Here is a 20,896-nt window from a genome sequence, read left to right on the forward strand (position 1 = left end):
TTAAACTTTTGATCCAAGATTATCAATTTTAAAGCTATGCCTTGAACCACAAAAAACATGAGCCAAACCGAGCTGAACAAAGCGCTATTTTTTGAAGATATTTTTTCTTGTGATGTGGGCGAAAAAGCCACTAAAACAAGGTATCATAGAGCGTTTTAAAAAATTAACCTTGGAGAAACCTTAAGTGGATCGACCGACAATTAGCCCTGAACATTTGCAGGAAGCCGCTGAAACACTTGTCACTATTCGTGATTTTATTCGTTTTGGTGTCACAGCATTACGTCAATACGATGCGCATTTAGGTCAAGGTACAGAAGATTATTTTGCTGAAAGTTCAGCTTTGGTATTACAAACGCTTTCATTAGATTGGAAAGCCGATGCAGAAATTTTAGATGCCAAATTACTTGCCAGTGAAAAAGCTGAATTTTTAAGTTTACTCGAGCGCCGTATTAACGAACGTGTGCCAACCTCTTATTTGCTCAACTTATCTTATTTCTTTGGTAAGCCATTTTACGTTGATGAGCGTGTTTTAATTCCACGCTCGCCAATTGCAGAATTAATTGAAAACCGTTTTGCACCGTATTGCTTAGGCGAAAACGGTCAAATGGGCGAAGCGCTGAATAACTTGCCAAGCAACCCGCAACCAAAAACACCACAACGTATTTTAGATATGTGTACAGGTTCAGGTTGTATCGCGATCGCTTTGGCGTATGCATTCCCTGATTCAGAAGTTGATGCGACAGATTTGTCAAAAGATGCACTTGAAGTGGCGTCAATCAACGCAGAACACCACAACAAGCAATATCAAATTGCATTGATGGAATCGGATTTATTTGCCAAGATTCCTGCTGAAAATCAATATGATTTGATCGTGTCTAACCCGCCGTATGTAGATGCAGAAGACATGGCGGATTTACCCGATGAGTTTCACCATGAGCCAGAAATGGCCTTGGCTGCAGGTCAAGACGGTTTAGATTTGGTGCGTAAAATGTTAGCGCAAGCAGCAGATTACTTAACTGAAGATGGTTTAATTGTGATTGAAGTGGGCAACTCAGAATGGGCTATGCGCCAAAACTTCAATACCGTTGATTTCCATTGGTTACAATTTCAAAAAGGTGGCACAGGGATTTTTGCACTCACCGCTGCGCAATGCCGTGAATACCGTGATCTATTTATTCAATCTGTTCAAGCATAAAGGAGTCGTTGAACATGGCAGGTAATAGTATTGGACAACTGTTCCGTGTAACGACTTGCGGTGAATCGCATGGTGTAGGTCTGATGGCGATTGTCGATGGCGTGCCACCGGGGATTGAATTGTCTGCTGCTGACTTACAGCAAGATTTAGACCGTCGTAAGCCGGGCACCTCTAAGTTTGCCACCCAACGTAAAGAACCCGATGAAGTTGAAATTATCTCAGGTGTATTTGAAGGCAAAACCACAGGTACATCGATTGGTTTATTGATCCGTAATACCGACCAAAAATCAAAAGATTACGGCAATATTGCGCAAACTTTCCGTCCTAATCATGCCGACTATACTTATACGCATAAATACGGTTTCCGTGATTATCGTGGTGGCGGTCGTTCAAGTGCGCGTGAAACCGCAATGCGTGTTGCTGCCGGTGCGATTGCAAAGAAATATTTAAGCGAAAAGTTTGGTATTTCAATTCGTGGTCATGTCACGCAAATTGGCACGGAAAAAGCCAACACATTGGACTGGAACGAAGTACCCAATAATCCATTTTTCTGTGGTGATGTGGATGCTGTGCCACGTTTTGAAGCTTTGGTGACAAGTTTACGTGAGCAAGGCACGAGTTGTGGTGCGAAACTTGAAATTATTGCGCAAAATGTCCCTGTAGGTTGGGGTGAGCCAGTCTTTGATCGTTTAGATGCTGATATTGCACATGCGATGATGTCAATTAATGCAGTGAAAGGCGTTGAGATTGGCGACGGTTTTGGCGTGGCAGAGCAATTTGGGCATGAAACCCGTGATGAGCTGACCAGTGATGGCTTTTTAGCCAATCATGCGGGTGGTATTTTGGGTGGTATTTCAAGTGGTCAAGACATTCGTGTCGCGATTGCCTTAAAACCAACAGCCTCAATTACCACACCGGGCAAAACCATTAATCTTGATCGTGAAGATACAGATGTGTTGACCAAAGGTCGTCACGATCCATGCGTGGGTGTACGTGCCACCCCAATTGCAGAAGCGATGCTTGCAATTGTGCTGATGGATCACTTTATGCGTCATCGTGCGCAAAATGCCGATGTTGTGGCACCTTTCGAACCGATCTAAGCTGTTGAATTAAAAAAATCCAGATCAAGTATCTGGATTTTTTTATTTAAGCCTGAGTACGTAATTTTTGTACCTGGCTTAAAATCACCTCTTTGTTTTCTAAAATCTTGCTCACAATCACATCACTTGGTAATAACGCGGTGATGTTTTGTGGCAATACCGCATAAGCTTGGCTCACTAAAGCTCTTAATTCATGTTCTTGATTGAGTTTATCTTCAGCCACTTTGACAAGTTGCTGTACCACCAAGCTTTGAATCTGTTGACCGTGTTGTTGCCATAAGGCATCTACACCTAGATTAGTGACACTTTTTAATAATTGACCAAACATCTTTATGCTCTATAACTGAAAGCTGTAGTCTAATTAAAATTCATGTGAAAAGTAGGATTTAATAGTATGTTTGGCTAAAATTAAGACAAATTTTGTGGTTTGTTAACGGTGGGTAAGGGTTTAGAAGAGGCAATTTTTTTAGCCACATAGTGACCACGTTTCATACGGATTAAAATCACTTGGCTTTCTTGTTCTAATTCGCCAAATTCAGGTTCTACCTCGACTATATGTAAGCGCCCTCCTTGATCACGAACGCGTGCTTGCGCGGGGAAACTCGGACGTGATTTTTCACTTAAGGTAGCTAAGCGACCCAGTAAATCCGGTTCTAACAAATGTGGTTGTGGGGGCAGGACTTGATCCAAACAATGAATCATAAAGGCGGTAAAAAATATGGCCAAAATTAGCGCAGGGAATACTACATAATAAAAAGCGGCAAAACTATTTTGCTGAGAATAAATGGCAAACTGTAACGCATAGCCGGCACAGCTAAAATTCATCAGTAAAAAAACCACAATCAGCAGTTTAGAAAATTTGACATCTAATAAGGGCGCATGGCGTAACTGCTGAGGAACACAGCGTTGTAGCCACACACTTGGCGGGGCTTTAACATAATAGCCCATCAATTCAAGCATGCTTAAGCTAAATAGCATCACTAAACTTAAGTGAAAAGGCATTAAGTCTAAGTTTGATAATAGCTCAAGCATGCTCATCACCTTAAGCGTCTAGCGCAAGATAAATCCCGCCATCAGAATGTACGCTAATCGCGACTTTTTCTAGGGCCTGGCCTTGGCAAGGACCTGACACGCATTCACCACTTTCTACTAAAAACAATGCGCCGTGGGTAGAACATTCAATATATTCTTGCTCACGGTCTAAAAATTGGTTTTCTAAAAATTCAAGTTCTACTTGTAAATGCGGGCATAGATTTTGATACGCAAAAAAACTGCCATCACGTTGTGTGATAAAAATTTTATCGCCGTTGTCTAAATCAAAAGCACGCGCTTCGCGTTCTGGAATATCTTCGGTCATGCAAATCTTTTGCATTAGGCAGGGTCCTGTTGCAGTGTGTGAAGAAGTTGAGCGTAATCTGCTAAAGCTAAACGTGGTCCAAATTGTGATACCACTTGGCTTGAAACTAAAATAGCCAATTCTGCTGCAGTTTGTAAACCTAAATTGGCATTTAAGGCATAAAGAAAGGCGCCAGCAAAGGCATCACCTGCGCCATTGGCATCTACTGCAGCTACTTGACGACCTGCAACATTAAATTGCTCATCTTGGGTCGCAATTAAGGCGCCTTTTTCACTTAAAGTGATCACCACCATGTGGCTTTTTAAACGTAAAGCTGCAAGTGCGGCCCCAAGGTTGTCGGTATGGGTATACATTAAGGCTTCTTGTTCGTTACAGAACAAAAGGTCTACGCCGTCATCCAGTAACTCCTCTAAACCTTGGCGTGCATATTGCACCATGGCAGGATCAGATAAGGTTAACGCAATTTTAACGCCATTGGCTTTGGCAATCGCGCGGGCTTGTTGAACTGCAACACGTGCGGTATCACTGGTCGATAGATAACCTTCAATATACAACCATTGTGCTGTCTCAAGCGCGGTAAAATCAATTTGCTGTGCAGATAATTCAGCCGTAATGCCTAAATAAGTGTGCATGGTACGCTCAGAATCAGGGCTGACCAACACCATACAGGTCCCTGTGACTCCATCGCTGACTGATTTTTGTGTGGTTTGAATGCCAGCCTCGCTTAAACCATCTAAGTAAATGCGACCTAAATCATCATTACCCACGCGGCAGCCATAAAATGCTGAACCACCTAATGCTGCAAAGGCAACCGTGGTATTGGCTGCCGAACCGCCTGCTGCTTGACCTTTGTAAGTTTGGCTCGCTTGCAATTTGCGATATAAAGCGGCTTGTGTGTCGCTATCAGTCAATTGCATCGTGCCTTTTTGCAAGTTGTGTTCGACTAAAAACGCATCAGAAACTTTAAATTCTTGGTCAATTAATGCATTGCCAATTGCAAAAAGATCAACAGTTGCCATGTCTTTACATTCACATTTAATAAGAAAAACCGTATTTTACATGATTGTCCAAGCAGGATATAGCGTGCTTGAGAAAATTCAAGCCAAGCTTAAACACCGAGTAATTACAGATTGTGAACAAATATTCAGCTAATCTTGGTTAATCTTGCTGGAATTGCGCTGTTTGAGCTGTGATTTTTGCGCTGAAGTGTCGCTATAATGAAGACCATTTTTTATATATTTTTTTGGAGATCACATGACTGTAGATGTCACTGAAACTCAAACCCCTACTGTACATCCTGCGTTTCAGTTGGTACGTCAACACCATGTTGAAGCCTTAGATATTTTTGTGGCTGAATATCAACATATCGTCACCGGTGCGGTGCATTATCATCTTGCCACCGACCATGACGAAAATGTATTTTTGGTTGCATTTCGTACCCAACCGATGGATTCTAAAGGCGCGGCACATATTTTAGAGCACACGGCGTTGTGTGGTTCAGAGAAATTTCCGGTACGTGACCCGTTTTTCTTAATGATTCGCCGCTCTTTAAATACCTTTATGAATGCCTTTACCGCAGCAGATTGGACAGCTTATCCATTTGCGACGCAAAATAAAAAAGACTTTCAAAATTTACTTGAAGTGTATTTGGATGCAGCCTTTGCAGCCAACTTAAATCCTTTGGATTTTGCCCAAGAAGGCATTCGCATTGAGCTTGAAAATGGTGAGCCGGTCTATAAGGGTGTGGTATTTAATGAAATGAAAGGTGCGATGAGTTCGCCAACCGATCAGCTTTACCACCAATTGGCACAGCATTTGTTCCCGCAGACCACCTATCACTACAATTCAGGCGGTGATCCTAAAGATATTCCAGATTTAACGTACGACGAATTATTGGCGTTTTACCAATCGCATTATCACCCAAGTAATGCGGTGTTTATGACTTTTGGTAATCAATCGGCTTATGATTTACAAGCGCAATTTGAAACTTTAGCTTTGGCGAAATTTGACAAAGGCGAAACGCTGCATTCAACCCCTGAAACTCGCTTAACAGCACCAATTGAAGTGACTGAAAGCTATACTCTTGATTCAGAAGATTTAACCGACAAGACCTACCATGTCATGTCATGGTTATTGCCACAAGCAAGCGATGTAAAGTTGCGCTTAGGTATGCGTTTGGTTGAAGGGATTTTATTAGAAGATTCAGCATCACCACTGCGTCATTATTTAGAAACCTGTGGCTATGCACAATCAACAGGTCCGTTAATGGGCGTGGATGATTCTAACTTTGAAATGACCTTCTATTGCGGTATTCAAGGTTCAAACCCTGAACATGCAGAAAGTTTCAAGCAAGGCGTGTTGCAGGTGTTAAAAGATGTCGCAGCACAACCGGTCAATCAAGATGTTGTGGATGCGATTTTACATCAAATTGAATTACACCAACGTGAAATCAATGGCGATGGTATGCCGTATGGTTTAAGTTTGATTTTAAATGGTTTAAGCAGTGCGATTCACCATAGCGACCCTGTGGTGGTGTGGGATGTAGACAGTGCCATTGCTGCGGTGAAAGAAGAACTTAAAGACCCAATGTGGTTACCAAACCTGATTAATACCTATTTGATTGATAATCCGCATCGTGTACAAATGACCTTGGTACCAGATGCGCATAAGTCTAAAGACTTACAAGATGCAGAAAAAGCGCGTTTAGCTGCCATTGCTGCCAGTTTAACTGAAGCAGAAAAAGCACAGATTATTGCGCAAACTGACGCTTTAAACCTACGTCAAGATACTCCAGATGATTTAAATTTATTACCAAAAGTTGGTTTAGCCGATGTACCGGCAGATTTACATATTGTCCAAGGTCAATTGCGTGAAATTATCAGCAATGGTTTAGATACACCGTTAAATCTTTATCATGCAGGCACCAACGGTATTTATTACCAACAAGTGTTGGTACAGATTCCTGATGCTGTGGTGCAGTCACCGTACTTTAACTTGTTGTCTATTTTAATGGGTGAAGTAGGCGCAGGTGAATACGACTATCTTGAACTGCAACAACTGCAAACTGCAGTGAGTGGTGGTTTAGGTATGGGTGCTTCTTTACGTTCTAAAGCCGACGATGCCGGTAAAATCAGCGCATGGTTGACGCTGACCACCAAATCTTTGGTGAATAATTTAAGTGCGATTGGCTTATTAAAATTGGCGTTTGAACAACTACGCTTTGATGAAAAAGACCGTATTATTGAGTTACTGCAACAGCGTAAAACCCGTTGGCAGGCGCGTGTATCAGATGCCGGTCACAGTTATGCCATGCAAATTGCAGGACGTCAGCATAGTGCTTTGGCGCAACGTGATTACCAGAATACAGGTTTAGGTGCATTAAATTGGTTAACTGATTTAGTTGCCAGCTTAAATGATGAAACTCGCTACAACAATTTGATTGATGAGCTTAAAGCCATTCATCGCACTTTATTACAAGCACCAAAACAATTTTTATTGGTGTGTGAAGAGCAGCAATCCGACCATTTGGTTGAAGAGATTCAGCAGGTTTGGGATAAAGTGGTCATTGACCGTAGCCCAATTGCGTTAAAACAGCAAAACACTACTGAAGAGAGTAATGACGATCAAGCGTGGTTGGTGCAAGCCAATGTACAGTTCTGTGCAGCTGCTTATCCTGTTGTGCCGGTTTCACATCCTGATGCTGCAGCACTGATGGTGTTGGCGGCATATTTACGTAATGGTTTCTTACACAGTGCAATTCGTGAAAAAGGCGGTGCTTATGGCGGTGGCGCAAGTTATGATGGCAATGCTTGTTCGTTCCGTTTCTATAGCTACCGTGATCCACGTTTAGCAGAAACATTTGCTGATTTTAATGCCTCAATTGATTGGTTATTAAATGCCGAACAGCAACCGCATCAAATTGAAGAAGCAATTTTAGGTTTAATTGCCAGTATGGATAAACCGGGTTCTCCAGCAGGTGAGGCGATTACGGCATGTTATGCCTTGTTACATGGTCGTCGTCCTGCATTGCGTCGTCAGTTACGTGAGCGATTGCTGAAAGTAACTTTAGATGACCTACAACGTGTGGCCAAGCAGTATTTAGTCAATCAACGCCCAGATCGCGCCGTGGTTGCGCCGATGGCAAAACGTGAGCAATTAAACGAATTGGGCTTTAAAATTTACCAAGTGAATTAAAACAACAAAGGGAAAATTTATGGGGTATAACGCTTTTAAGCGTGCTCCACTCGGGCTTGGCATCTTGATGCTAAGCTTGGGTGCTGTAGCCAATGACCAAGTCCTCAATACGCTACAACCGGCTAGCCCTGCGGCATGTACGGGCTTAACCTCTAATGCTGAGCGATTAACCTGTTACGATCAAATTTTTAAGGTGACACCAACAGAACAAGCTGATCTTGAATCGCAAGACATTGCGGCTGTGAGTTTAACTGAAAAAATTCTCGATACGGTGATTCCTACAGCAGCAGCGCCGATTCATCCCACACGTTCTTTTTTAGATCAGCGTTGGGAACTTTCAAGCGACACTAAACTTGGCACTTGGAATTTACGTGAATATCAGCCCGTGTATTTACTACCCGTGTTTAGCACCACTGATAAAAATGAGCGCCCAACCAGTCCTAACCCAGACAACAGTGTTCAAGTGGGTGAAGAGCAAAAGCTTAAATCTACTGAAGCTAAATTCCAACTGTCTTTTAAAACCAAGGCAATGGAGAATATCTTAGGGGATAACGGTGATGTATGGTTGGGCTATACCCAATCGTCGCGTTGGCAAGTGTATAACGAAGATGAGTCACGTCCTTTTCGTGAAACCAACTACGAGCCAGAAGCGAGTTTAATTTTCCGTACCAATTATGAGATTTTGGGTTTAAGCGGACGCTTATTGGGTTTAACCTTTAATCATCAATCAAATGGTCGTTCTGATCCATTGTCGCGCAGTTGGAATCGCGTGATGCTCAATGTGGGTTTAGAAAGCGACAACTTTGCTTTAATGTTACGTCCTTGGTATCGCATTGCTGAAGATAGTCGCGATGACAACAATGCAGATATTGATGACTATATTGGACGTGGTGATTTAACGGCATTTTATCGTTGGAATGAGCATGATTTTTCTTTAATGCTGCGTCATAGCCTACAAGGTGGGAGTGATGCGCATGGGGCGGTGCAATTTGATTGGGCATTCCCAATTACTGGTAAATTGCGTGGACATTTCCAAATGTTTGATGGCTATGGTGAAAGCTTAATTGATTATAACCATCGCGCCACCTATGCCGGCTTAGGAATTTCTTTACTCAATTGGTTTTAACTAAAAAACCGTCTGCAAGCAGACGGTTTTTTTTAAGTATTATTTTAAGAAGCGCTGATAGCCTAAGTTATTGGTCACTTCATCATACGGATAGCTAATGCTTTGTAAAGTTTCAAGCAAACCATCTGGATTTTGCTGCGCATCACTGGCTTCTAAGCCCACCAAAACACGTCCTTCAGCTGCGCCGTGGTTACGGTAGTGGAATAAAGTAATATTATGCGTTGGACCTAAACGTTCTAAGAAGGTTAATAAAGCGCCCGGACGTTCTGGGAATTCCACTCTAAATAAACGTTCATTGGCTAAATCGGCATGACCGCCAATTAAGTAACGAATATGCAATTTCGCCACTTCATCATCAGATAAATCATCAACATCATAATTAAGCTTTAACGCATCATAAATGTCATGACGTTCTTTTTCACCACCTTTTAAGCTAATTCCGACAAAGACTTGTGCAGCAGAAGCACCACTGGCACGGTAGTTAAACTCGGTAATGTTACGACCTTGCAAGGCACGGCAGAAGTTTAAGAATGCGCCTTTTTCTTCAGGAATGGTCACAGCAAAAATGGCTTCACGGCGCTCACCCAATTCGGTACGTTCGGCAATATAGCGTAAGCGGTCAAAGTTCATGTTGGCGCCACAGACAATAGACACCATGTTTTTGCCGTGTAAGTTATGTTGCTCTACATACTTTTTAATCCCAGCTAAGGCCATGGCACCAGAGGGTTCAACAATACTACGGCACTCATCATAAGTATCTTTAATGGCAGCACAGATCTCGTCGGTATTTACCAACACCACATCACGTTCTACAATTGGACCTGAAGCATCTGATTTTTGTAATTGCAGCACTTCAAAAGGTTTTTCGCCAATTTGTGCCACTGCTGTACCATCGGCAAATAAACCGACTTGTGGCAAGATAACACGCTCATTGGCTTCAAACGCTGCTTTTAAACATGCTGATTCTTCGTATTCGACCGGAACGATTTTAACATGCGGTGCAACATCACCTAAATACGCAGCCACACCTGCAATTAAACCGCCACCGCCCACGGCCACAAACACATATTCCACATCACGCCATTGACGTAAAATTTCATTGGCAATTGTGCCTTGACCCGCCATCACTAATTCATCGTCATACGGCGGGATAAAAGTCATACCCTCGTCTTGAGCACGGGCAATGGCGTATTTATTGGCCACATCAAATGAGTCGCCGTGTAACACCACATCGCCACCTAAGCGTTTAACCGCCTGAACTTTAATGTCGGGTGTAGTTTTTGGCATGACAATAATGGCACGAATACCCAATTTTTGACCTGATAACGCCACACCTTGCGCATGGTTACCAGCGGATGCAGTAATCACACCACGTTCAAGCTGTTGTTTAGACAATTGACTAATGCGGTTATAAGCTCCACGCAGTTTAAATGAAAAGACCGGTTGTAAATCTTCACGTTTAAAGCGAATGTTATTATTGAGCTTCTCACTAATTCGAGGCGCTGCTTCGAGTGGGGTTTCGATTGCAACGTCGTAAACGGTTGCCTGTAAAATTTGTCGAACCAAACGAGACAGCATGTTAATCTTCCATCTAACAGTTTAAAATAGGGGCTTATTGTAACAAACCCCTGTCCATTTGCGCTGAAAAATCAGCAACAAAGGTCAAAAAATAGTCGAGTAAAGCCATGAGCCTGTATACCACCCAAGATGAAAAGAAAAAAGCTGCTGCACAAGCTGCGCTAAAACATTTACCCAAAGGCGGTATTTTAGGCGTAGGCACAGGCAGTACAGTCAATTTCTTAATTGAGTTATTGCCTCAATTAGAACTTGAAGCTGCAGTATCAAGCTCAGAAGCAACCGCTGAACGCTTACGTAAATTAGGCATCGACGTTGTAGATATGAACTCAGTCGGTCATTTAGATGCTTATGTCGATGGGGCCGATGAAATTGATCAAAACCTACATATGATCAAAGGCGGTGGTGCAGCATTAACACGTGAAAAAATTGTGGCATCAATTGCGAAAAAGTTTGTCTGTATCGTGGATGACTCAAAATGGGTCAATCAATTGGGTGTAGAGTTTGCTTTACCAATTGAAGTGATTCCAATGGCACGCTCGGCTGTGGCACGTAAAATTGTAGCTTTAGGCGGCGACCCTGTGTACCGTGAAGGTGTTGTGACAGATAATGGCAACGTCATTTTAGATGTATATAACTTCAATATCGTAAATGCCTTAGAGCTTGAAAAAACCATTAATGACATTCCAGGTGTGGTGTGTAATGGTATTTTCGCGCTAAATAAAGCTAATATTGCAGTGGTGGCAACTGACAACGGTATCGAAGAACGTACCGCGGTTTAATAGATCAAGCTTTCCCTTGTTGATCAGGGGAAAGCCCCTTTAAGATCGCTTAAGCATGCTGCCTGATATTCAGATTCGCCGCTCTGCACGGGCCAAGCGTTTAACCTTGCGGGTTCATCCCCATCAAATTTGTTTAACTGTGCCTATGGCATGCAGCGAGCAAAACATTCAAGCCTTTATTGCATCGTCACAGACATGGTTGCAACAAGCATGGCAAAAACAACAACATCTTCAAACTCAATTACCCAACTGCATTCGCCTTTTTAATCAATCTCAAGCCATTCTTATTGTTTATCAAGTACAAGCCAAACTTTTTATTTTTAAAGACCAACAGCTATATGTAGACCAAGCCCAGCCACAGGCAGCGCTCAAAGCCTTTAGCTTTGCCTATGCCAAGCAATATTTACCACAATTTTTACACAGTATCAGTCAAGAGATTGGTTTGAATTATCAAAGCTGTACCATTCGTCAAGCTAAAACCCGCTGGGGCAGTTGTTCATCTGTGCAAAATATTATGCTGAGTAGTGCTTTGGTATTTTGTGACGCTAGATTGGTACGCTACGTCTGTATTCATGAACTGTGCCATACCCGTTATATGCATCATGGCACACTATTTTGGCAACTGCTTGAGCAGTTTGATCCGTTGTATGCTCAGCATCAATCTCAATTAAAACGGCAGCAGCCTTATGCTTTTGGATAGAATCATCGTCAAGGATTAGGCTTAAAAGTGGTGCTTTTATTATAGCTTTAATATGACATGGTAATTTATTGGCTGAAATCAAGACAAAGCCTGCTGAAATGGTTTTGAAAAAATCAAGTTCCTGTCATACTAAGTCTTGATGAAAACCAACGAGATAAATTGAGGTTGTGCACGTGATTACTGTCGGAATTGTAGGTGGTACAGGATATACAGGCGTTGAATTGTTACGTCTTTTGTTACGTCATCCGGATGTGCAAGTCACACTGTTAACCTCACGTACCGAAGCCGGTCGCCGTGTGGATGACATGTTCCCAAGCTTACGTGGCCACACCGATCTTTGTTATTCAGATTTAAATATTGAACAGTTAAAACAATGTGATGTGGTGTTCTTTGCAACCCCACATGGTGTTGCGATGAAACATGCCGCAGAACTCGTGGCTGCCAATACCAAAGTGATTGACTTGGCTGCAGATTTTCGTTTGCAAAATCTTGCGCAGTTTGAAAAATGGTATGGTTTAGAACACGCCTGTCCTGAGATCTTAAAAGATTCAGTATATGGTTTGTCAGAGCTGAACCGTGAACAAATCAAGCACGCTAATGTGATTGGTAATCCGGGTTGCTATCCAACCACAGTACAATTGGGGTTAGCACCGGTTTTAAAGGCCCAAGACTTGGTTAAACCTGAAACTATCATTATTGATGCTAAATCTGGCGTATCAGGGGCAGGGCGTAAAGCCAGCCTTGGGATGATCTATTCAGAAAATGCCGATAACTTTAAAGCCTATGGCGTATCGGGTCATCGTCATCATCCTGAAATTGTAGACGCCTTAGAACAGATCTCAGGTCAACGTGGTGTATTTGATCACATTGTGTTTGTGCCGCATTTAGTGCCGATGATTCGTGGCATGTTAAGCACCATTTACGTCGATTTAACTGAACAAGGTCAAGCGACAGATTTACAAAGCTTATATGAGGCGTTTTATGCCGATGAAGAATTTGTAGACGTTATGCCAGCAGGTAGCTCACCTGAAACACGTTCAGTGCGTGGTGCTAATCAATTACGCATTGCGTTGTACCGTCCACAACCGCAAAAACTGATTATTTTGGTGGCGCAAGATAATTTGGTGAAAGGCGCTGCAGGTCAGGCAGTACAAAACATGAACTTAATGTTTGATTTGACTGAAAATGCTGGCTTAACAGGCATTGGTTTATTACCATAAAACACGTTTTAGCGCTTCACACCCATCTAAAATTCCCGTTAAATGGGTGTGTTTGGCTTTAATTGACCCAAGAGATTCGCATGCAAGACACCGACTCAAATACAACAACACCAAAACCGATGTTGCAAGGCAATCTTCCATTGGTGATAGGTGCAGCCATTTTAATGCTTGGCAGTGGTTTTTTAGCCTATTCTGTGGGACATCGCCAAGGCTTAACGGTGACAGGCTATGATGCCGACGCTGAACAATTGGTTGATGTGGTACAAAAACAAAAAGCCAGTTTGGAATCTTTAAACAAAAGTTTAAATGCAGCGATTCAAGAACGTGATGTAGCCGTCACCAATTCCAATGATTTATATGCTGCTGTAAATCAAGCCAAAGCCAATCAGCAACAAGCAGATGGCATGAATGCTATTTACCGTGATGTACTTAAACAGCGCGGTGGATTAAGCTTAACCATTCAAAATTTAGGCATTAAATCACTCCCTGAAAACGTGTATGAATATCAGATTGATTTGGTTCAGGTCAGTCCCAATAACCGCCGTGCCGTGGGTAGTGTGGAGTTGCGTTTAATTCAAGGGACAGAAGTGCTCAGTGTGCCTTTAGAAGCCAACCAATTTGGTTTTGAGCATTTCGAGCGCTTAACCGGACGTTGGACGATGCCAAAAGGCTTTAGCCCACAATTTATTGAAGTTCGTTTGACCGGTTCGACCCCAGTCACCAAGCGTTTTGGTTGGTCACGTGGTCAAGCGATTGAATCTCCCTCTGCGTTTGTCTCAGAGATCCCTCAAGTTGAAGCCAATGCCCAATAACTGTGAATATGAGTCTTATGCCAACTAATCAGCGTCGTTTATGCGTCCATGACATCCAAGCCACCTTTGATAAATCAGGTCTCATTGATGGGCATCTTGTGCCACGCTTAGGTGATGGCCCGCAACAAGATGAACACGACGGTGATCTTGCAATACAAACTGCACCGCCTGAGCTAAAACGACCGCCTTTATACATGGTGTTATTATTAAACGATGATTACACTCCGATGGACTTTGTAATCGAAATTTTACAACAATACTTTGCAATGAACCTTGACCAAGCAACACAAGTAATGCTAACAGTACATTATGAAGGAAAAGGTGTAGCTGGGGTCTATCCGCGAGACATTGCAGAAACCAAAGCCAACCAAGTCAATAATTATGCTAGAGCTCAAGGACACCCATTATTGTGTCAAATTGAGCCAAAAAGTTAAGGGGGTTGCATGCTCAGTCGTCAATTAGAAGTATCACTACGCTTAGCTGTTAGCATGGCTCGTCAAAAACGCCACGAGTTTCTAACGGTTGAACATTTATTATTGGCCTTACTGGATAACGATTCTGCAGTTACTGCGTTAAAAGCCTGCGGTGCCGACATTATTGTGCTCCGTAAAGAATTAGAAGAATATATCGAGCAGCATACGCCAAAATTGGGTGAACATGCCGAGCAAGCGCCACATCCAACAGAAAGCTTTGACCGCATTTTACAACGTGCTATTTTTCACGTGCAGTCAAGTGGTGGTGACCGTACTGTAGAAGGCGCGGATATTTTAGTGGCGATGTATTCAGAGCGTGATGCTTTTGCAGTGTATTTACTCAAACGTCATCAAATTAACCGCTTAACTTTAACTCAATACCTCTCACATGGTGCGCGTAAAGAAGAAGCACAACCTGAAGAGGAAACAGAAGAAGTTGAAAGTGACAGCAGCACTGCTGCCAACGCAGGTCCACTTGATTTATATGCCACCAACTTAAATATTGAGGCACAAAAGGGCAAAACTGATCCTTTAATTGGTCGTGAAAAAGAAATTGAGCGTGCCGCGCAAATTTTATGTCGTCGTCGTAAAAACAACCCATTGTTGGTGGGTGATCCAGGTGTAGGCAAAACCTCAATTGCTGAAGGTTTAGCATGGCTCATCGTCAATGGTAAAGCACCAAAACCATTGGCCACTGCTGAAATTTATAGCCTTGATATTGGTGCTTTGGTGGCAGGTACTAAGTACCGTGGTGATTTTGAAAAACGCTTAAAGCAATTGCTGAACGCCTTAAAGAAAAAGCCAGATGCTGTCTTATTTATTGATGAAATTCACATGATTATTGGGGCAGGCTCAAGCATGGGCAGCACCATGGATGCCTCAAATTTAATTAAGCCGGCATTGTCTAATGGTACTTTACGTTGCATTGGTTCAACGACTTTCCAAGAATATCGTCAGGTGTTTGAAAAAGACCATGCGCTCGCACGTCGTTTCCAAAAAATTGATGTGAATGAACCTTCTATTAACGAAACCATTGATATTTTACGTGGTTTAAAGTCTAAGTTTGAAGATTTTCATCATGTGCAGTACGACGATGCAGCTTTAATTGCAGCGGTTGAATTGTCATCAAAATTTATTAATGATCGCTTTTTACCCGACAAAGCCATTGATGTGATTGATGAAGCTGGTGCGCAGCGTCGTTTAAAAGCCGAACAAGACGACACGGTAATTAGCGTAGAAAATATCGAAGATATTATCTCTAAAATTGCCCGTATTCCACCTAAAACAGTATCTAAAGATGATAAAACAGTACTCAGTCATTTAGAGCGCGATTTAAAACGTGTGGTGTTTGGTCAAGATGAAGCCATTGAAGCACTTGCATCTGCCATTAAATTGTCTCGTGCAGGGCTAAAATCACCAGATAAACCGGTGGGTAGCTTTGTTTTTGCAGGCCCAACCGGCGTGGGTAAAACCGAAGTCACCAAGCAATTGGCAAAATTGTTAGGTGTGGAGCTGGTACGTTTTGATATGTCTGAGTATATGGAACGTCATGCGGTATCGCGTTTAATTGGTGCACCTCCGGGCTATGTCGGTTTTGACCAAGGTGGTTTGCTCACCGACGCAATTCATAAAAATCCGCATTGTGTTTTGTTGTTAGATGAAATAGAAAAAGCGCATCCAGATGTATTTAACTTGCTCTTACAAATTATGGATCATGGTTCACTGACTGACAATAATGGTCGTAAATCTGATTTTCGTAATGTGGTCTTGGTGTTAACTACAAACGTGGGCGCCGAGAGTATTTCACGCACTAGCATTGGTTTTGTAGAGCAAGATAACAGCAAAGACAATACCGATGCCATGAAAAAAGCATTCTCGCCTGAATTCCGTAACCGTTTAGACAGCGTCATTCAATTCCAAGCACTACCAACCACAGTGATTGAAAGTGTGGTAGATAAATTCTTAACTGAGTTGCAAGCGCAGTTAGATGACAAACGCGTGGTGCTTGACGTTGATCAAGATGCACGTGAGTGGATGGTCGAAAACGGCTATGATCGCTTAATGGGTGCACGTCCAATGCAACGCTTAATTCAAGAGCATTTGAAAAAGCCATTGGCTGAAATGATCTTGTTTGGTGAGCTGGCCGATCATGGTGGTAATGTGGCAGTATCAGTGAAAAAAGAAAATGGCAAAGCCGTTGGTCTTAAACTTGAAGTGTTTGAAGATCAAACAGCAGAACCAGCGTAATGAATCATGTAATGAATTAACCCATGTTCGCATGGGTTTTTTTATGCACAGAAATAGAAGATGTTATGGATATTCAGATTGGTAAAATATTAAGCACATTAGGACTGTTTTTTGTCACAGCAGTGATGGAAATTCTAGGTTGCTATTTCCCTTATTTGATTTTAAATCAAAATAAATCGCAATGGCTATGGTTACCTACGGCACTGGCGTTGATTGCCTTTGTTTGGTTATTGACCCTACATCCGGCAGCATCAGGGCGTATCTACGCCGCTTATGGCGGGATTTATATCGCGACAGCCCTAATGTGGTTAAAGTACGTGGACGGTGTGAACTTAACCCGTTGGGATGTTTTAGGCGGCTTAGTGGTCATTACAGGTGCCTTGGTGATTATGTTACAACCCCAAGGCTTGGTGCGTTAAAGGGCACAGTCTGCACGTTGTAGCTCAACGCGATATTGCTGTTGTTGCGAACTTAAATTTAACACCACCCGATAGGGATTAACGCGTTGATATTCATGTTCAAAGAAAATATCGCAGTTTTGACTTAAATTACGTTGAATAAATTCATGTACTTCTTTACGCCCCAAATCACGTTCAAATTGGGCAAAATCAGGCGTCACAATCAGCCCTTTGAGCTCAGTCATATCACTTTTGAGTTTTAATTGTTCAATAATGGTATTTTGGTCAATCTGTAACGGCAAAGTACGTGAATCTTCTGCACTTAAAACATTTAAAAGTGCATTAAGCTGCGTACTATCTTTGATTTTAAAGTTTTGATCAAGAATATCTTGTTGTTGTAAATATTGATCAAATTCGGTGGCCAGAGCAGGTAAAGTGAGGAACAAACTCAGGCTTAAAATAAGGGCTTTTTTAAAAAAATGCATGACATCACCAAAGCAAGGAGCTTATGGCATTATGCCTTAAAAAATAAAAAAAGCATCCAATTGGATGCTTTTTTATACACAACTTAAGTCTTGCTTAGTCTTGTTTTAAGTTCTCATTGAGTAAAAACTCAACCAAGGCTTTTTGTGCATGTAAACGGTTTTCTGCTTCATCCCATACCACTGCATTTTTGTGATCGAGCATATTCTCAGAAATTTCTTCACCACGATGTGCTGGCAAACAATGCATAAACAAGCAATCGGCATGTGCAAGATCCATTAAACGTTCGTTGACTTGGTAATCAGCAAAGGCTTTTTCACGGATTTTTTGTTCTTCTTCTTGCCCCATGCTGGCCCATACGTCAGTCACGATTAAATCTGCATTGACCGCAGCATCTTCAGCTGAGCCGACCAATTCTACACAATGGGCAAATTCGTTTAAGAATTTTTCTTGTGGTTCATAACCTTTTGGCGCCGCGATTTTTAGCTTAAAGCCCCACATATGTGCAGCTTCAATATATGAATTACACATATTGTTGCCATCGCCAATCCAAGCCACAGTTTTACCTTCAATTGAACCACGATGTTCTACATAGGTTTGAATGTCTGCAAGCAACTGACAAGGGTGATGATCATCGGTTAAGGCATTGATCACAGGAACGCTAGAGTAAGATGCAAAGCGCTCTACAATGTCATGACCAAAGGTACGAATCATGACAATATCAAGCATGCTTGAAATGACACGCGCTGAATCTTCAATCGGTTCACCACGACCCAATTGTGTATCGCGTGATGACAAGAAAATCGCACTGCCGCCAAACTGGCTCATGCCTGCTTCAAACGAAACGCGGGTACGTGTGCTCGATTTTTCAAAAATCATGCCCATGACTTTGCCGGTAAACGGTTGGAACACTTGGTTATTATGCTGCATACGCTTAAGTTCGATACCGCGTTGCACAATTTGGTTCAATTCTAAAGTCGACAAGTCGCGTAAAGTTAAAAAGTGACGTAGAGCCATGCGTTACTCCACAATAATTGCTTAGTTTCCAAGGAAACAACAATTAGTTGTTGGTTGGTTAAACGAAAAATAGGGAATCGATTAATATACTATATGCAGGTGAAATTGCAAAAAAACTAGACCTTTTGATGACCGCCTAAGAACACATCAACACAATAATTGATGTAATTGAGTGTTTCTTGATCAATTCTTTCATCTTTATGTGGTAAAGGAAGATTAAGTAACACGCGCCATTCTAAATTTCTTAAAATACCAAAGTACATTTGTGCCGAAAAAATTGGATTTGAGCAAAAAATTAAGCCCCGATCATGCGCAATTTGTAAGGCTTGTGCCAAGCTGTGCTGAATCTCTTTGGGCCCTTGTTCGTGAATATAAACTGCAAGATCACTATTACGTTGCGTTTGTTCTAAAATTAAGCGTAAAAAAGCGGCATTTTCTGGTTGAATAATATGCTGATAGAAGCGAATTAAGGTATCAATCAAATAATGCTTTAAATTTTGATCTGCTTGGGTAAACGGTAGGCTGATATCTTTAAAAAATTGCTCACGTCGATAATCACAAATTGCCGTAAATAAGCCCTCTTTATTGCCGAAATATTTATAAATTGAGGCTTTGGAGCCACCGGCATGATTGACAATATCATCTAGTGACACAGCATCATAACCTTTTTCTAAAAACAAACGATTGGCACTAAGCAACAACGCCATACAGCGCTCGTGACCACGTTTGGTATGTGGGATATCGCGTAAAGGGTCAAGTCGCTCAAAATCAGACATAGGCGTCACAATAACAGGTAAAAGGCAAAACCAGCAGAGACTTGATCATAGCAAAAAAACCACTTGATTACTTTATTTCAGCTGCCCAAGGTGCTGTAATACATCACCTTAGAACAATTTAGATGATGTAACTAGATTTTCTTTTTGTAATACGCTCAACAACTGTTGACACACCGCTAAGATTAGGGAATTTAAGCGTAAACTTGGGCTATGTTTAAAGTAATACTGTTGGCTTGTGATTTGACCTTGATGGTAAATACTAACAAAAAATGTACCTTCAGGTTTATCAAGCGTTGCAGAACCACCGGGCTTTAATAAACCCGTACAGGCCACAACCACATCAGCCAAAGGGAAAAGCCTAGACCCGGCATGTGCCATTGCTTGTGTGACTGCCAAAGATTCAGCAGTGTGCTGTTGGATTAAATCCTTTGAAATATTTAATAGATGCTGTTTAACAGATGGGTCATAACAGACTATGCCGCCAAGTAAAATTTTTGCCCCTGAATTTTTATATAAAGCAAATTGACTGGCCAAATAACCAGCGCTTGCACTTTCTACAAAAGCGATTTTTAAACCCCAATCTTCTAAATAGTCACAACATTTTTTAAGCATACAGATTTTATCGTTAGAATGAATTTTCCTTTAAGATAAGGCAAATCGCATTGTAGTTTGAGTTTAAGTCACATAATCATGACAATAAATCTAAAAATAGCCTAAGTGTGAGGTTGTTTGTGTGTAAAAACAGCAAATGCTAAAAAAAGAAGTATCTTCCAATTCAAGAAACTGTTAAAAATAAAAATAAAGTGCTCAACAAAAGTAGGTCGATCATATGAAAACGATTGTAAAATATGTAGTCTTGAAAAGTAGTGATTACCAATTAGGCACGCCGCTTTTTCAAGAAGAATTAAATGCAGATGCTTTGTATTTTGATCAAATTCCAAATGTAGTCAGTTATCAAAATCTACAGTTTAAAGTCAATTCTAAAGAATTAAGCCGTAAACATATTACAGAAGAGCAAGAAGCGGAACAACACATTTTAGTTAAAGTCATTGCAATGTAAAAAAAACCACGCTTTAAGCGTGGTTTTTTTAAATCACAAAATTTAGTGATTTTCAGAAGCATGATTGATGGTGTATTTTGGAATTTCAACTTCCAAGTCTTCATCTACAATACGCACTTGACAGCACAAGCGTGAGTCTGGTTCTAAGCCCCAAGCACGATCAAGCAAATCTGCTTCAACATCGTCCATTTCTTCTAAGCTATCAAAACCTTTACGTACCACAACGTGACATGTGGTACATGCACACGACATATCACAGGCATGTTCAATCTTTACGCCATTTTGAAGTAAACTTTCGCAAAGGTTCGCATTGATTTCTACCTCAAACTCTTTACCTTCTGGGCAAATTGTCGCATGTGGTAATACTTTAATACGTGGCAT

Annotated in this window: 22 protein-coding genes; 12 read left to right on the forward strand and 10 right to left on the reverse strand. The window is 41.6% G+C overall.

Features of this window, described 5'->3' with window-relative positions; genetic code table 11:
• The first annotated feature begins 184 nt into the window (after positions 1-184).
• Positions 185-1,195 (forward strand): 50S ribosomal protein L3 N(5)-glutamine methyltransferase, encoded by a 1,011-nt coding sequence (prmB, locus tag Q0017_RS07230; RefSeq protein ID WP_298144657.1) that lies wholly within the window; start codon positions 185-187, stop codon positions 1,193-1,195.
• 14 nt (positions 1,196-1,209) lie between these two features.
• Complete coding sequence (aroC, locus tag Q0017_RS07235) at positions 1,210-2,295, forward strand: chorismate synthase (RefSeq protein ID WP_298144660.1); 1,086 nt, start codon at positions 1,210-1,212, stop codon at positions 2,293-2,295.
• 46 nt (positions 2,296-2,341) lie between these two features.
• Here the strand turns inward: aroC and Q0017_RS07240 are convergent, their stop codons facing one another.
• From Q0017_RS07240 to Q0017_RS07255, 4 genes are all read right to left on the reverse strand, one after another.
• Positions 2,342-2,623: a hypothetical protein gene (locus Q0017_RS07240; RefSeq protein WP_298144663.1), complete on the reverse strand. Its 282-nt coding sequence runs from the start codon at positions 2,621-2,623 to the stop codon at positions 2,342-2,344.
• 80 nt (positions 2,624-2,703) lie between these two features.
• Positions 2,704-3,327, reverse strand: coding sequence for an OB-fold-containig protein (locus tag Q0017_RS07245; protein WP_298144666.1), 624 nt, complete (start codon positions 3,325-3,327; stop codon positions 2,704-2,706).
• A 10-nt stretch (positions 3,328-3,337) separates the two neighbouring features.
• The gene (locus Q0017_RS07250) at positions 3,338-3,652 is read right to left on the reverse strand and encodes a Rieske (2Fe-2S) protein (RefSeq protein WP_298144741.1); all 315 of its coding nucleotides are present in this window, start codon (positions 3,650-3,652) and stop codon (positions 3,338-3,340) included.
• A 14-nt stretch (positions 3,653-3,666) separates the two neighbouring features.
• The gene (locus Q0017_RS07255) at positions 3,667-4,671 is read right to left on the reverse strand and encodes an adenosine kinase (RefSeq protein ID WP_298144669.1); all 1,005 of its coding nucleotides are present in this window, start codon (positions 4,669-4,671) and stop codon (positions 3,667-3,669) included.
• A 235-nt stretch (positions 4,672-4,906) separates the two neighbouring features.
• Here Q0017_RS07255 and Q0017_RS07260 point away from each other — a divergent pair, with 235 nt between their 5' ends.
• Positions 4,907-7,846: an insulinase family protein gene (locus Q0017_RS07260; protein WP_298144672.1), complete on the forward strand. Its 2,940-nt coding sequence runs from the start codon at positions 4,907-4,909 to the stop codon at positions 7,844-7,846.
• A 19-nt stretch (positions 7,847-7,865) separates the two neighbouring features.
• Positions 7,866-8,972: a phospholipase A gene (locus tag Q0017_RS07265; RefSeq protein WP_298144675.1), complete on the forward strand. Its 1,107-nt coding sequence runs from the start codon at positions 7,866-7,868 to the stop codon at positions 8,970-8,972.
• A 39-nt stretch (positions 8,973-9,011) separates the two neighbouring features.
• Here the strand turns inward: Q0017_RS07265 and ilvA are convergent, their stop codons facing one another.
• Positions 9,012-10,550, reverse strand: a complete 1,539-nt coding sequence (ilvA, locus tag Q0017_RS07270) for a threonine ammonia-lyase, biosynthetic (protein ID WP_298144678.1) — start codon at positions 10,548-10,550, stop codon at positions 9,012-9,014.
• Positions 10,551-10,657: 107 nt separating this feature from the next.
• On the opposite strand from ilvA, the gene rpiA reads away from it, so the two are divergent.
• The 7 genes from rpiA to Q0017_RS07305 all read left to right on the forward strand — a co-directional run bounded on the left by rpiA (position 10,658) and on the right by Q0017_RS07305 (position 17,200).
• Entirely contained in the window at positions 10,658-11,329 is a 672-nt protein-coding gene (rpiA, locus tag Q0017_RS07275) for a ribose-5-phosphate isomerase RpiA (RefSeq protein ID WP_298144681.1), read from the forward strand.
• 55 nt (positions 11,330-11,384) lie between these two features.
• Positions 11,385-12,029 (forward strand): M48 family metallopeptidase, encoded by a 645-nt coding sequence (locus Q0017_RS07280; protein WP_298144686.1) that lies wholly within the window; start codon positions 11,385-11,387, stop codon positions 12,027-12,029.
• A 167-nt stretch (positions 12,030-12,196) separates the two neighbouring features.
• Entirely contained in the window at positions 12,197-13,249 is a 1,053-nt protein-coding gene (gene argC, locus Q0017_RS07285; RefSeq protein ID WP_298144689.1) for an N-acetyl-gamma-glutamyl-phosphate reductase, read from the forward strand.
• A gap of 80 nt (positions 13,250-13,329) precedes the next feature.
• Entirely contained in the window at positions 13,330-14,061 is a 732-nt protein-coding gene (locus Q0017_RS07290) for a DUF6776 family protein (RefSeq protein ID WP_298144691.1), read from the forward strand.
• 17 nt (positions 14,062-14,078) lie between these two features.
• Entirely contained in the window at positions 14,079-14,495 is a 417-nt protein-coding gene (gene clpS / locus Q0017_RS07295) for an ATP-dependent Clp protease adapter ClpS (RefSeq protein WP_298144694.1), read from the forward strand.
• 9 nt (positions 14,496-14,504) lie between these two features.
• Positions 14,505-16,781 (forward strand): ATP-dependent Clp protease ATP-binding subunit ClpA, encoded by a 2,277-nt coding sequence (clpA, locus tag Q0017_RS07300; protein WP_298144696.1) that lies wholly within the window; start codon positions 14,505-14,507, stop codon positions 16,779-16,781.
• Between the two features lie 65 nt (positions 16,782-16,846).
• Entirely contained in the window at positions 16,847-17,200 is a 354-nt protein-coding gene (locus tag Q0017_RS07305) for a YnfA family protein (protein WP_298144700.1), read from the forward strand.
• On the opposite strand, the gene Q0017_RS07310 is transcribed toward Q0017_RS07305, so the two are convergent.
• The 4 genes from Q0017_RS07310 to Q0017_RS07325 all read right to left on the reverse strand — a co-directional run bounded on the left by Q0017_RS07310 (position 17,197) and on the right by Q0017_RS07325 (position 20,067).
• A complete protein-coding gene (locus tag Q0017_RS07310) occupies positions 17,197-17,664 on the reverse strand; it encodes a hypothetical protein (protein ID WP_298144702.1) in 468 nt (155 codons plus the stop codon). The genes Q0017_RS07305 and Q0017_RS07310 overlap by 4 nt on opposite strands.
• Positions 17,665-17,758: 94 nt before the next feature.
• On the reverse strand, positions 17,759-18,679 hold the full coding sequence (argF, locus tag Q0017_RS07315) for an ornithine carbamoyltransferase (RefSeq protein ID WP_298144704.1): 921 nt from the start codon (positions 18,677-18,679) through the stop codon (positions 17,759-17,761).
• A gap of 116 nt (positions 18,680-18,795) precedes the next feature.
• Positions 18,796-19,455 (reverse strand): TetR/AcrR family transcriptional regulator, encoded by a 660-nt coding sequence (locus Q0017_RS07320; protein ID WP_298144707.1) that lies wholly within the window; start codon positions 19,453-19,455, stop codon positions 18,796-18,798.
• 108 nt (positions 19,456-19,563) lie between these two features.
• A complete protein-coding gene (locus Q0017_RS07325) occupies positions 19,564-20,067 on the reverse strand; it encodes a CinA family protein (protein WP_298144710.1) in 504 nt (167 codons plus the stop codon).
• Between the two features lie 217 nt (positions 20,068-20,284).
• On the opposite strand from Q0017_RS07325, the gene Q0017_RS07330 reads away from it, so the two are divergent.
• On the forward strand, positions 20,285-20,515 hold the full coding sequence (locus Q0017_RS07330; protein WP_298144715.1) for a hypothetical protein: 231 nt from the start codon (positions 20,285-20,287) through the stop codon (positions 20,513-20,515).
• 42 nt (positions 20,516-20,557) lie between these two features.
• Here Q0017_RS07330 and fdx read toward each other — a convergent pair whose 3' ends face one another.
• Positions 20,558-20,896 (reverse strand): ISC system 2Fe-2S type ferredoxin, encoded by a 339-nt coding sequence (fdx, locus tag Q0017_RS07335; protein ID WP_298144718.1) that lies wholly within the window; start codon positions 20,894-20,896, stop codon positions 20,558-20,560.

Source organism: uncultured Acinetobacter sp., from assembly GCF_947624825.1.
Classification (GTDB): domain Bacteria; phylum Pseudomonadota; class Gammaproteobacteria; order Pseudomonadales; family Moraxellaceae; genus Acinetobacter.